Origin of the sequence: Photobacterium kagoshimensis (genome assembly GCF_050337045.1) — a bacterium.
GTDB lineage: Bacteria > Pseudomonadota > Gammaproteobacteria > Enterobacterales > Vibrionaceae > Photobacterium > Photobacterium kagoshimensis.
The window spans coordinates 58,530-71,278 of record NZ_JAKJSO010000008.1 but is presented as its reverse complement, the minus strand read 5'-3'; the positions used below and the strand labels follow the sequence as shown (position 1 = coordinate 71,278).

Annotated in this window: 11 protein-coding genes; 6 read left to right on the top strand and 5 right to left on the bottom strand. The window is 42.9% G+C overall.

Annotated features, from left to right (window positions below; translation table 11 throughout):
* Positions 1 to 6: 6 nt before the first annotated feature.
* The 3 genes from L4C35_RS00840 to L4C35_RS00830 all read right to left on the bottom strand — a co-directional run bounded on the left by L4C35_RS00840 (position 7) and on the right by L4C35_RS00830 (position 4,279).
* Positions 7 to 339, bottom strand: coding sequence for a hypothetical protein (locus L4C35_RS00840; protein ID WP_428461104.1), 333 nt, complete (start codon positions 337 to 339; stop codon positions 7 to 9).
* 406 nt (positions 340 to 745) lie between these two features.
* A complete protein-coding gene (locus L4C35_RS00835; RefSeq protein ID WP_428461103.1) occupies positions 746 to 2,800 on the bottom strand; it encodes a sensor histidine kinase in 2,055 nt (684 codons plus the stop codon).
* Between the two features lie 24 nt (positions 2,801 to 2,824).
* Positions 2,825 to 4,279 carry a sigma-54-dependent transcriptional regulator gene (locus tag L4C35_RS00830; RefSeq protein WP_428461102.1) on the bottom strand — a complete coding sequence of 485 codons (1,455 nt, stop codon included), beginning with the start codon at positions 4,277 to 4,279 and terminating at the stop codon, positions 2,825 to 2,827.
* Between the two features lie 266 nt (positions 4,280 to 4,545).
* Between L4C35_RS00830 and L4C35_RS00825 the strand changes: the two genes are divergently transcribed.
* The 6 genes from L4C35_RS00825 to L4C35_RS00800 all read left to right on the top strand — a co-directional run bounded on the left by L4C35_RS00825 (position 4,546) and on the right by L4C35_RS00800 (position 10,647).
* Entirely contained in the window at positions 4,546 to 5,358 is an 813-nt protein-coding gene (locus L4C35_RS00825) for an ABC transporter substrate-binding protein (RefSeq protein ID WP_428461101.1), read from the top strand.
* Positions 5,358 to 6,059, top strand: coding sequence for an ABC transporter permease (locus L4C35_RS00820; protein ID WP_428461100.1), 702 nt, complete (start codon positions 5,358 to 5,360; stop codon positions 6,057 to 6,059). The genes L4C35_RS00825 and L4C35_RS00820 overlap by 1 nt, the downstream gene beginning before the upstream one ends.
* Positions 6,060 to 6,074: 15 nt before the next feature.
* Positions 6,075 to 6,779: an energy-coupling factor ABC transporter ATP-binding protein gene (locus L4C35_RS00815; protein ID WP_428461099.1), complete on the top strand. Its 705-nt coding sequence runs from the start codon at positions 6,075 to 6,077 to the stop codon at positions 6,777 to 6,779.
* Complete coding sequence (mobA, locus tag L4C35_RS00810; RefSeq protein ID WP_428461098.1) at positions 6,766 to 7,359, top strand: molybdenum cofactor guanylyltransferase MobA; 594 nt, start codon at positions 6,766 to 6,768, stop codon at positions 7,357 to 7,359. Before L4C35_RS00815 ends, mobA begins: the two co-directional genes overlap by 14 nt.
* Positions 7,346 to 9,115, top strand: a complete 1,770-nt coding sequence (locus L4C35_RS00805) for a bifunctional molybdopterin-guanine dinucleotide biosynthesis adaptor protein MobB/molybdopterin molybdotransferase MoeA (protein ID WP_428461097.1) — start codon at positions 7,346 to 7,348, stop codon at positions 9,113 to 9,115. Before mobA ends, L4C35_RS00805 begins: the two co-directional genes overlap by 14 nt.
* Positions 9,116 to 9,930: 815 nt before the next feature.
* Positions 9,931 to 10,647, top strand: a complete 717-nt coding sequence (locus L4C35_RS00800; protein WP_428461542.1) for a DUF3581 domain-containing protein — start codon at positions 9,931 to 9,933, stop codon at positions 10,645 to 10,647.
* 112 nt (positions 10,648 to 10,759) lie between these two features.
* Here L4C35_RS00800 and L4C35_RS00795 read toward each other — a convergent pair whose 3' ends face one another.
* Positions 10,760 to 12,073 (bottom strand): sensor histidine kinase, encoded by a 1,314-nt coding sequence (locus tag L4C35_RS00795; protein WP_428461096.1) that lies wholly within the window; start codon positions 12,071 to 12,073, stop codon positions 10,760 to 10,762.
* Complete coding sequence (locus tag L4C35_RS00790; protein WP_428461095.1) at positions 12,054 to 12,731, bottom strand: response regulator transcription factor; 678 nt, start codon at positions 12,729 to 12,731, stop codon at positions 12,054 to 12,056. The genes L4C35_RS00795 and L4C35_RS00790 overlap by 20 nt, the downstream gene beginning before the upstream one ends.
* Positions 12,732 to 12,749: the final 18 nt, after the last annotated feature.

Genomic DNA, 12,749 nt, shown 5'->3' with positions numbered 1-12,749 from the left:
TGCTAGCTATTTCGCTGTAATTTTCGAGTAGGCAATTTTATCAAAATAAGCGCTGATTTCCGTTAGTGATATTTCATCATCACTATAAGCCTGCGCTGTTGCTTCCATTTGATGCAGTAACTGCACATCCACTTCATTATGAGATAATGACAAACCAATCATAATCCCTGCCATTAAACAAGCTGGTGCAATTAGGCTACGTACGCCAACTAAAGTACAAAGACCAAATGCTGATAACATGGTCGCTAGGTACACACTCCAACTACTCTCTATAAAGAAAGCCACATATAGTGCTAAGCATTGCAGTAATGCCCCGAATATAAGAAAAAGTAACTTCATTTATTTATGCCCTTCCCTGTGGCTAATAAAGCAAGTATAGCCACAAAAAATTACAGCTTTACCAAAAATATCCATAAAAATTGTTCTAATTATCAATTAGGTGTCTATGGTTAAAGTAGAATAACAAACAATAATGGAGTGAAACTATGCATCATGATGAGCTGATAGACCCTACCGATCTTGGCCTAATCGAAAAAGTAGCCTTTGTTGCTTCTGCCTTCCTTATCGCAGGATTATTTCTGATGTAGCTTTTGTTGCATTCATTTCTCGTATCAGAACAAACTGCTGCCAAAAATGACAACGAAAAAAACAGCACTATCAATCAATGCCCATAAAAAAAAGCATGGCTTAAACCATGCTTTTTTATTTAGTGCGGTATCTCGACCTACATCAAGCTAATATGCTATTAGGTCTGCGACTCAATCAAGTTTTCATCCATCGCATCAGGACCATTTAGGGCCTTCATCGGTAGATACACGGAGAATGTTGTTCCCACGCCCAGCTTAGATTCAACCGTTATCTCACCACCACTTTGGCTAACGATACCTTGACTGACCGATAGACCTAACCCGGTTCCACTGCGACGGGTGGTATAGAATGGGTCGAAAATTCGGTCTAAGTTTTCTTCCGCGATACCACAACCATGATCGGTAATATGTACAACCGCACCTATAGGTTGCAGATCATCATCAAGCCAATCTTCAGTCGCTATACGCAGTAAACCTTTATCATCCATCGCATGCACGGCATTCATCTGCAGATTTACCAGCACTTGCAATAATTGATGGCGATTTACTTCAACTCGGCAACGCGCATTTAGCTCTTTTTCAATAAAAAGGTCCTGCTTTTTCGTTCCAGTTCGTACTAAAGTTAAGCTTTCTTCTACCAATGGATTCAAATGATGCCAAGTTACTTCGTCTTGCACGCCCCCTTGGCGACTATATTGCAGTAAGCTTCGCGTAATATTACGTATACGATCTATTTGCTCGTGAATGGCTTCAAGCTCTTCTTTAACACGCTCAGCATCCCCTTCTAGTTCAAATTGTAATAGCTCTACGTTACCTAAAATGACAGCCGTCGGGTTATTAATTTCATGGGCAATACCAGCGGTCAGCTCACCCAGCGCCGCTAGCTTTTCACTCGTCACCAGTCGACTGCGCGCCTGATTAAGCAATTTAATATGTTGCTCAAGTTCTTCCGTTTTTTCATGCAAGCTTTGTGTTCGTTTTGCTACCTTATCTTCTAGTTCTATAGAGGCTTGCTGGATCTCTTCATTACGGTTGGTAAGCTGATCAAGCATAGAGTCAAACTGCTCACCAAGTATTTGCAATTCGTGGTCTTTACTCAACCCTAAATCACCAATACGGCGTTCAAGTCCAAACTGCACCGCTTTGGCTACTTGGTGAATTTTTTCGATGGGTAGAAAAAGATCTTTCGAGCCTCGATATACAATAAGGCCTGATAGGAAAAGTACGATAACAATACCAATACCTAGTTCGACAATATTGGTCAGGTAAACTTTTATCATCGGCCATTCGAGGTAACCTGTGTAAAGCATACCAATCACATTATTATTGTGATCATGCAGCGGCTCATAAGCCGATACATACCAATCATCATAAACGTATGCTCGGTTAACCCAGTTTTGTCCTTGCTTTAACACTGCAAGTTTCACTTCATCAGAGACGCGCGTACCAATAGCACGACCATTCAAGCTCTCACTATCTAATGGGACATTGGTACTCACACGTAGATCGTCCATGAATAAGGTCACAGTACCAATACTGCCATCAGGCAAGGTATTAGATGCGTAAACCAAATCTCGCATACGATCCACTAATAACGTACTGTTATTGAGTAACATCCCGCCATCCACTATCCATTGCAGATCACCTTGCTTATTAAATATTGGCAACAAACTTCGGCTAACAAGGCCTCGAGTTTCAATACCATTTTCATTCAGTAAAGGGATATGGGCATATACCGGTAAGTCACGATTTAATCTTTCAAGCGCAGAGCGATCCAGCACTTGAAAGAAAGTTTGCTCTTCACCTTTCAGTAGTAAATGTCGATTCGATTTCGAGAACTCACCCAGCGCAGAAGCGGGATGAAGAACAACAAAATCTAACCCGTAGGAGGCAGACTGAGTGTTCACCCAGTCACTTAAACTGGCTTCGTTGGTACGAAGCCGATGCTGGAAATCATAAGAAGAAGCCAATGACACCAACTGCATTCGTTGTTCACGCTGTAGAAGCTCCATACTATGATGCGCAACAGCTAAATCAGCACGTACATTTTTAAGTGCATTTTGCCAGGTGTACATCACCGTCCAATACATGGTCAGGGCAATAAGCGCCAACAAAGTAATAAAGATAGGAATGGACGTTAGAACCAATAGTCGATAACGCACCATGGTACGAAAACGACGTACCCACATGACAATAAACTGTTTTATATTCATTCGATTATTCCGACTGGTCGCTCATTAAAGTACACCTTCATCGGCCCAATCTTTGAATTTTCGCTCTAGTGTTTTACGAGCAACCCCTAGTTGCCTAGCAGCGGCTGACTTATTGCCACTATGAGAGTCAACCACTTGTAAAATATGAGCTTTTTCGACGTCTTTAAGGGTCCAATCGGTTGGATAACAAAACTGTTCAACATCATTTTCATCATGACAGCGACATGGGCGATTTTCACTAGTGCTTGAAACTTGTGCTTCGCTCGCTTGCGCCATACGCGGCAGCGGAATCGCATCACCTTGAAGTTCACGCCAATACTCTGCGGGTGGCTTTCCTAATAAGATGCAACGTTCCATCATATTACGAAGTTCACGAATATTACCCGGCCAATCATAACTCTGCATGGCTTGAATATCTTCATGTGTCCAATTCATGGCTTGCATCCCCAATTCTTTTGCTAACATTTGGGTGAAATGGTGTGCCAGTGTTGGGATATCGTCCAAGCGATCGCGTAATGCAGGCAATTCAACCGTAAGTACATTTAAGCGATAATACAAATCACGACGGAATCGTCCTTCTTCAATTTCTTGTTTCAAATTGCGGTTTGTTGCAGCAACAATACGAACATCAACTTGCACTTCCCGCTCAGCCCCTACTGGGCGAATGGCTTTTTGCTCTAAAGCACGTAATAACGAAGATTGCATAGAAAGAGGCATCTCACCAATTTCATCGAGGAACAAGGTACCGTTGTTCGCTACGCGGAAAAGACCCTCACGACCTTTTTTGGCCCCTGTGAACGCTCCCGATACATGACCAAATAATTCGCTTTCCAGCAAATCAGGGGCAATGGCGCCACAGTTAAGCGGGACAAAAGGCCCTGTTCGTTTACTTAATTGATGAAGTGCACGAGCAACCAATTCTTTACCCGTCCCCGACTCACCTTCCACTAATACCGCAGCTTGTGACGGTGCAACCTGCGCAATCACATTTTTCATTTTCTGCGTGGAAGGAGCATCACCAATAATATCAACAGGATGGCTTCGCTCGACATCGCGTTGCAGTGCGAAGTTTTGCCTTTCAACTAATCGGCGCTCAATACACCGACTCACGGATTGCATCATTTGTTCAAGATTAAAAGGCTTTAGAATAAAGTCAGATGCGCCCGCTCGAAGGGCTTGAATCGCGGTATCAAGATCGGCATAGCCTGTCATAAAAATAACATCGCTACGGCGCGTAGAAGGGTCAAACGCTTCATGCCACTCAATACCAGAGCGGCCAGGAAGATTAATATCGACGATCAGTAAATCAAAATGACAGCGTTTACGAAGTGTTTCTGCTTCTTCGATACTCCCCGCAACGTCAACTTGGGCAAATTTCTTGCTAAGTGCTTTTTTTAAGATGGCACGCATGCCGGGTTCATCATCGACTACTAGCACTGAAACGGCAGTCCAAAGTGACGTGGACGGAAAATCTGACATAATTTCTTATTCGAGTAATTTTGGGGTGAGACATTTTGTCTCACTCGGTTATCCTTTGTCAAAAAAGTTTACAAAACCATTTATCACTTAAAAGTTTAAATATGATTATATTGTTTAAAATCATTAGTTTAATTAAATTTATTGCGATAATATAACGTTGAGCTGTTAAGTTGGCATCGCTATTGCTTATAGTGCTTCCATAGGGCGACGCTATCTTTATAGCAGCGCTAAGCATTCAACCAATGACAGATTTGTCAGGAAGACCTATGAAACTATTACAAACAACCCTTGTTATTCTTTCTCTTACCACTGCAGCCGCTGCTCATGCTGCCGATGAGATGAAGATCCGTCTTGCAACAACAACCAGTACTTACCACTCTGGTTTGCTTGACTATCTTCTTCCTGAATTTAAGAAAGATACAGGTTACACCGTTGAAGTATTAGCGGCGGGTACAGGTAAATCGCTGCGTATGGGCCAAAATGGTGATGTTGATCTTGTGATGACACATGCGCCAAAGGCAGAAGCTAAATTTGTCGATGAAGGCTACGGTGTACTTCCTCGCAAATTAATGCACAACGATTTCGTTGTTGTTGGTCCAAATAACGACCCAGCAAAAATCGAAGGCATGACAGACGTAACGAAAGCGCTAAAGAACATTGTGAGCTACAAAGCGACATTCGTTTCTCGTGGTGATGATTCCGGTACGCACAAGAAAGAGCTAAACTTGTGGAAACAAACTCAAATTGAGCCAAACTTTGGTGGCTACAAAGCTGTGGGTCAAGGCATGGGTCCAACATTGAATATGGCTTCTGAACTTCAAGCTTACACAATGACAGACCGTGGTACTTGGCTGGCTTACCAAAACAAATTGGATCTATCAATCATGGTGCAAGGTGATAAACGCCTATTCAACCCTTACCAAGTTATTCTAGTTAACCCAAGCCGTTACCCAGACATTAACTACCAAGGTGCTAAAGCATTCAGCGATTGGCTTGTTAATCCAAAGGCACAAGCAATGATCAACGGTTATCAACGTCATGGAGAGCAACTATTCGTTGCTGATGCTATCACTCAATAATGAATCTTTGGTTAACAACCCAAGAAGCTGTACAACTGCTCCTCAGTGGTGACACTGCCCTGTGGAGCATTGTTGGTGTTTCTTTTTCAGTTTCTTTGCTGGCAATAGCGATCGTGCTATTGCCATCTTTGCTTATTGGTTTTGCTTTAGCGTATGGGAAATTTCCAGGGCGCTGGGTCATTTTGTCTCTAGTTAATACTTTTCAATCTATCCCAACCGTTGTTATCGGCTTATTGTTGTACATGTTGCTATCACGCGCAGGTCCTTTGGGTGATTGGAAATTACTGTTTACTCAGCAAGCGATGATCTTGGGGCAAATTTTTATTTGTTTCCCCATTTTAGTCTCAATGATGCACGCAGCTTTTCAAAACAGTGATAAACGCGCATGGGAAACTGCCCTAACCTTAGGAGCAAGCCTCCCCCGCGCTTTTTTAAGTTTAATGTGGGAAAGTCGATTTCCACTTTTAGCAGCGATAATTGCTGCGTTTAGCCGTATAATCACAGAAGTGGGTTGTTCCATGATGGTCGGTGGCAATATTTTGAATGCTACCCGAAACATTCCAACAGCCATTGCACTAGAAAGTTCTAAAGGCGCATTTGCGCAAGGTGTCGCGCTAGGGATTGTGTTACTCCTGTTAGCTCTCGGGCTAAACTTCTTTTTATCTGTTGCTCGTGGCAAAGCCCACCTGCGCACAAATTAAGTCGAGGAGCAGGTAATGTCTCAAATTTCGATTCAAGCACACGATCTTTCTATGCGTTATAAAGATCGCCTGCTTTTTCATGTTCCTCAGCTGAACATTGGCCCCCAAGAAGCCATTTATTTAAGCGGTGATAACGGTGTTGGTAAAACCACGCTATTAAAAATTCTATCTGGATTGCAAAAACCGACCACAGGTCATGTCAACTTGCAAAATCAGTCATGGACCTCTCGGTTATTCAAAAGTCAGCGCTGTGGTGGCGTTATTTACATGCATCAAACTCCCTACATGTTTGATGGTAGTGTCTTTGATAACGTATGCTACGGTTTAAAATATCAGCTCAGTGATCGCCACTCACGACGTAATGAAGTGATCAACGCGTTGCGATTAGTCGGGCTTGAAACTTTGGCTAATGAACATATTTCTGTATTATCTGGTGGAGAGCGCCAGCGTGTTGCCATGGCTCGTGCATGGGTTTTGAAACCCAGCGTGCTATTAATGGATGAATCAAGTGCTAGTCTTGATGCTGAATCTATTGAACGCCAAGTGCTCCTGGCTGAAGACTTATTAGAACGTGGTGCCAGCCTTGTTATTACAAGCCACCAGCAGAATGCACTGACTAAACTATGCCGACGACACTGGACAATTTCACACAACAAATTAGTAGAACGAGCCGACTTACAACTCGTCAATGAGGACAAAAACAACTATGCCTTTGCCTGAACAGACAAGCTGGGTAATTTTGGCTGGCGGACAAGCCAGCCGCATGGGAGGCAACGATAAAGGATTAGTCTCTCTTAATAACCGTACAATGATTGAGCATGTGATCGACATTCTCTCTGCGCAAACACCCCACATCACCATTAATGCCAACCGTAATCACGACAAATACCAAGCCTTTGGTACTGTGTTTGGCGATCAAATCAAAGACTACCCAGGGCCATTAGGTGGCATGCACGCTGCACTTCATACCCTAGACAGTGAATGGGTTGGTTTTGTACCTTGTGATTGCCCGCAACTACCGTCCGATCTTGTGGAGCGTATGGCTAACGCTTGTGATGGTTCGACAGACATTGCTGTTGCCCACGATGGTGAACATATTCAACCTGTCGTCACCCTACTCCACCGCCGTATTCTCCCTAAGCTGGAAGCTTTTTTAGCCAATGGCGATCGTAAAATCATACTGCTGTATCGCCAATGTAATATGATTACTGTTGACTTTAGCGATCAACCAACTGCGTTCGTAAACCTTAATACGCCAGAAGAACTTCAACAATTTGGGAACCAACATGAGTCAAATTAGCGCTTCTTTACCCTTACTGGGCTTTGCTGCTTTCAGCGGAACAGGTAAAACAACGTTATTAGAAGCTATGCTGCCAAAACTGGTTGAGCGTGGCATTCGTATTGCTGTTATTAAGCATGCTCACCATAACTTCGATATCGATCAAGAAGGCAAAGATAGCTACCGTTTACGTAAAGCCGGCGCCTCACAAATGTTGATTTCTTCACGTTACCGCCGTGCTTTGGTGACAGAAACACCCGAGGAAGAAGCTAACCTACCCCACCTTATTGCACAGTTAGATCAAACAGCGCTAGATTTGATCTTGGTTGAAGGGTTTAAAAAACTCGATTTCCCTAAAATCGAACTGCACCGTGAAGAAGTCGGTAAACCGTGGTTACACCCAGACGATAACAATATTATTGCTGTTGCCGCGAACATTCCAGCAAACACGCATCTGCCGCAAATGGACATCAACAATTTAGATCAGATCACTGATTTTGTTGTCGACTTTGCTCAGGGTAAGTTAGAGAAACCTAGCCTAGATTGCAGCGATTTAACCAATAGCGGTATGCTATCTGTTGATGAAGGCCGCGCGAAAATTCTCGCGCAAATCACAACATCAACTTGTACTGAAACTGTGTCACTAGAAAAAGCACTTGGTCAAATTGTCGCACAAGATGTTTTATCACCCGTTAATGTACCTCAGCACACCAATTCAGCGATGGATGGCTACGCAATCCGTGGCGAAGACAGCGAACAAGAGACTTTCACTGTCGTAGGTCAGGTGATGGCAGGTCACAGCTATGACAAACCACTTAAAGCAGGTCAAGCTGTTCGTATTATGACTGGAGCTCCTGTTCCTCAAGGGGCAGACACCGTGATAATGCGTGAACAAGCCGAGCAAACAGACGATCTTGTGCGCTTTGATACCACCCAATTTGGTATTAAAAAAGGACAAAACGTTCGTCAAGCGGGTGAAGATTTAGCATTCGGTCAAGTTGCAATCGCAGCTGGCAGCACAATCACAGCGCCTGAACTTGGCATGATTGCATCATTGGGACTCGACAAGCTCACCATTACACAACCGCTAAAAGTGGCAATTTTCTCAACGGGTGATGAAGTTCAACAACCCGGTGAAGCGCAAAAAGAAAACTGTATTTACGACTCTAACCGCTTCACCTTGCAAGCCATGCTGTCAAAGGTCGGTTGTGAGGTGATTGATTTCGGTATTATTGAAGATAACGAAGCATCGCTGCAAAAAACACTGACAGCAGCAAGCACACAAGCAGACATGATTTTATCATCTGGTGGTGTCTCGGTAGGCGATGCAGATTACATCAAAACAGTACTTGATGCATTAGGTCAAATAAACTTCTGGCGTATCAACATGCGTCCAGGCCGACCACTGGCATTTGGTCAAATTCAAGACACCCCATTTTTCGGCTTACCGGGTAACCCTGTTGCAGTTATGGTGGCATTCTTGCAATTTGTAGAGCCAGCACTACGTAAAATGCAAGGTAGCGACTGGCAACCAACCTGCTACACCGCAATTGCGACAGAAAAGCTACGTTCGCGCCCAGGCCGCACTGAATATACGCGTGGTATTTATCAATTCGATGCCAATGGGCGACTCACTGTACGATCAACAGGTCAACAAGGTTCAGGAATTTTACGTTCGATGAGTGAAGCAAATTGTTTAATTGAAATTTTGCCAGAACAGCCAAATGCCGAAATTGGTGACAAAGTAAGAGTCATCCCCCTAACGGGCCGAATTTAGGTTAACGCTTTTCGATATAATACGCATTATTCTCAGGGCTGGAGGTCTTGCTGCTAGTCCTGAATAGAATAATGGATGATAAGTTGAAGTGATATATTTGCGCTCAACAAGTAGCATTTACTACTTGTTGAGCGCTTTTTTATTTGTAGCTTCCTTGCTACTTTATTTTTCCTTTGGCTTCTACACGTCTAGAAGAAGGTTATTATCGTCTGCCTTATTTTATTTATTAGAGCAGCTCATAACCTAGCCAATATGTTTAAGTGTATGTTTTCGTTATGGTGATATAATACATAATTATTCCACTCGTTGCACTTAATAAATCAACCCGCACTTTATAAATTAGATTTAGCTATAGTATAGGACCATTAATGTGCAATTTACTCAATTAAGTTCAAAATATCACCACGACCTATTATTCCCTTGTGCTGCTTTTGACACATTTGCACCAGATATACCAATAGAGCAAGAGTTAATAACAGAAGCGTCAATAATACTGCTTATCTTTAATACAAGTATTCCTTTCCCCCCAAATGAAACTAATACATCTAATTAGTATGCCTAACGCTATTCAATATAAAAACTAATACCAAGCCTAAAAAAGCGTACTTTTATTCAATATAGCCATATAAAAATCATGGTTAATAAGCAACACGACTAGTGCAACAACAAACCATTTTGCATCTTTATGCAAAGCGCTGTCTACGTTTCTAGACAGATAGAAGTAAAACCGAACTCAAGTGGCTAGACCATTACTGAGAACAAACTCATGTACAATAGGCGACAGTTAGATGAACGAAGGTATTCATAAGTTAAACATGTTTTTAAATTCGTACTTTTCAGAGCAAAATGGTGAGTTTTCTTTCTCACGCCAGCAAGCAAGTCACTTCGCTAAACGTGTAGCCGGTGATTTCAACCCAATTCATGATGAAGACAACAAGCGCTTTTGTGTGCCTGGCGATCTTCTATTCTCTGTAGTACTTGCTAAAGCAGGTCTTAGCCAAAAAATGCGCTTTGATTTTGCTGGCATGATTAATGATGGTGTTGCATTAAGCATAGATAAAAAATCTGATACTGATCAGTCTATGATTGACGGTAACGGCAAAGAGTACCTTCACATTTCACGCAGTGGCGATACCACGCACAGCCAAGCGTTAATTGAACAAGTAACAAAAAGCTACGTTCAATTCTCTGGTATGAACTTCCCGCATATCATGGTTCCTTTGATGGAATCAAAACAAATCATGATCAACCCTGCTCGCCCTTTGGTTATTTACGAGAGCATGGAGCTAGATTTTACTCGTTTAGACCTTGTCAACCCAAGCGTCGAGCTGACTGAGTCATGTATTGATGTTGAAGGTAAGCGTGGTAGTGTGACCTTAAATTTCTGCTTCAAAGAAGACGGAGAAGTAGTTGGTACGGGCCGTAAGCGTATGGTTATGAGCGGCCTAAAACCTTACTGCCAAGATGATATCGATGATCTTGTAAATCGATTCAATGGCCGCAAAGAACACTTCAATGCGATTGCTGCGTAGCGTATAAAGCAACAAGTATGTAAAGACCAAAAAGCCGATAGGTATAATACCCATCGGCTTTTTATCCATTCAAGTTCGTATAAGTCGCGCCAGGCATTAGCAGTCCAGAGCCTCAATTAAAATAAAGCCTCGCTCTTAGACCCGGGTTATTATCTCTCAATACCAGTTCACCACCGTGCCGCTTCATTACCGCGTCCACTAAGCTCAACCCTAAGCCAGACCCTGATTGCGTTCTGCTCTTATCCGCCCGGTACATTGCCTCACAAACACGCGGTTTATCAAGATCAGAGATACCTTCACCATTATCAATCACCACGATCCCAAACGGATCTACCACAACCGTGATCCTCCCCTTTTCGGGGGTATATTTGATGGCATTCTCAATCAAGTTAATTACAGCACGAAAAAGTAAATTGGGCTCCCCTTCAAGTTGATATGCTGCATCTTGGCGAAGAAAGAGCTGTTGCTGTTTTTCTTCTGCTAGTGGTTGTAAAAAATCCACGGCGTCTTGAGCAACAGTGGTTAAATCAACTCGCTGCTTGTTAATAAGCTGCTTGCCGCTATTAAGGTTCGCAATCTCTAGCAAGCCATTAAACATACTCAATAAAAGCTCCAAGTCATCGTGGCAATCTTCTAACACCTTATGGTGTTGTGGATTGGTGTTTTCATCTAGCAAGCTTTCTATCCGCAATTTCATTCGCGACATGGGCGTTCGTAAATCATGCGCAATTCCCACGCTAAGCGCCTTTAATGAGGCTTCTTTTTTCTCGATTTGCTCTATCATAAAGTTCAGGTGAATTGACAGTATGTCAAATTCATCATCATTGCGGCTTACTGCCAACTTGACGTTCTTCTCGCCGCAAAGCACACGGTTCATCGCCAGGTTTACCCGTTGTAGCTTCTGGATAATATTAACGGCAAACCATACTGCTCCTGCTATCATCACGATGACAGGCAATGCCACCCCAGAGATCATCATCGGCGCGAGTTCATCGCGGTATTTTTGCAGTAGGTCGCGGTTTATTTCTATGCGTAAAAACGTGCCGTCCCCCAGCAACAAACTACTGCCGGATTTTACCTCAGACAACTCAAAGTAAGGCTGATTTCCTGTTAATGCCGCAGGGTAACTCAAACTAGACGTTTGCGGACTAATAGGTTGAATATGGTAGCTAAAAGGGCTGGTAAGACTTTGTTTTTCTGCAATAAGCGTTTGAATAGCATCGAGATTGCCTTGCATTGCTAGTGCGGTAAAAATTTCTGTTTCTTGCGACAACTCACGATCAAGTTGTTTACGGTGGAAGGCATCTGAACTCAAATACACCTGATGGACGAAAATCGTGTAAATCAGTCCAATACAGGCCAAAAAATACAGCAGAAGTTTGAATGTTGAAGAGCGTGATAGTAACTCACGATTGTCGGAGAACATATCCCGCCCCTCTGATGGTATGAATTAAGCTCTCACTACCCTCAACCTCCAGTTTTTTCCTTAAATTAGCAATATGAACATCAATGACATTTGTTTTTGGGTCGAAATGATAGCTCCATACCGACTCAAAAAGATGCATGCGAGAAACGACTTGCTCTGCATGCTCGATTAAATATTGTAATAAAAGAAACTCTTTTTGCTGCAAAGGGATAAGTTCTCCCCCGCGCCATACTCTGTGTGACTTGAGATCTAGCTTTAAATCAGCATATTCATATTGGGCGATCTCTTTTTGCACAACAGACGAACGTCGAAGGAGTAACTGAACGCGCGCCAACAGCTCAGCTAAGGCAAACGGCTTGATTAAATAATCATCACTGCCTGCATTTAAACCAGCCACGCGAGCCTCTATTGAATCCATGGCGCTTAAAATGAGTACAGGCGTGGTATTTTCTGTCGCACGTAGCGCAGCCAATACTTTCATCCCATCCATTATTGGTAACATACGATCTAGGATAATAAGCTGATAGTGACAACTCGTTGCCATGACGAGACCTTGATGCCCATCACTCGCTTCATCAACAACAAATTGCTGCTCTCGTAAGCCTTTCGCGACAAACTCTCTCGTTGTCGTATCGTCTTCAATAATCAATATTTTCACATCAACATTCCTTTTCTC

Coding starts and splice junctions, on each gene's coding strand:
- L4C35_RS00840 (WP_428461104.1), bottom strand. CDS start 339: ATGAAGTTACTTTTTCTTATATTCGGGGCATTACTGCAATGCTTAGCA.
- L4C35_RS00835 (WP_428461103.1), bottom strand. CDS start 2,800: ATGAATATAAAACAGTTTATTGTCATGTGGGTACGTCGTTTTCGTACC.
- L4C35_RS00830 (WP_428461102.1), bottom strand. CDS start 4,279: ATGTCAGATTTTCCGTCCACGTCACTTTGGACTGCCGTTTCAGTGCTA.
- L4C35_RS00825 (WP_428461101.1), top strand. CDS start 4,546: ATGAAACTATTACAAACAACCCTTGTTATTCTTTCTCTTACCACTGCA.
- L4C35_RS00820 (WP_428461100.1), top strand. CDS start 5,358: ATGAATCTTTGGTTAACAACCCAAGAAGCTGTACAACTGCTCCTCAGT.
- L4C35_RS00815 (WP_428461099.1), top strand. CDS start 6,075: ATGTCTCAAATTTCGATTCAAGCACACGATCTTTCTATGCGTTATAAA.
- mobA (WP_428461098.1), top strand. CDS start 6,766: ATGCCTTTGCCTGAACAGACAAGCTGGGTAATTTTGGCTGGCGGACAA.
- L4C35_RS00805 (WP_428461097.1), top strand. CDS start 7,346: ATGAGTCAAATTAGCGCTTCTTTACCCTTACTGGGCTTTGCTGCTTTC.
- L4C35_RS00800 (WP_428461542.1), top strand. CDS start 9,931: ATGTTTTTAAATTCGTACTTTTCAGAGCAAAATGGTGAGTTTTCTTTC.
- L4C35_RS00795 (WP_428461096.1), bottom strand. CDS start 12,073: ATGTTCTCCGACAATCGTGAGTTACTATCACGCTCTTCAACATTCAAA.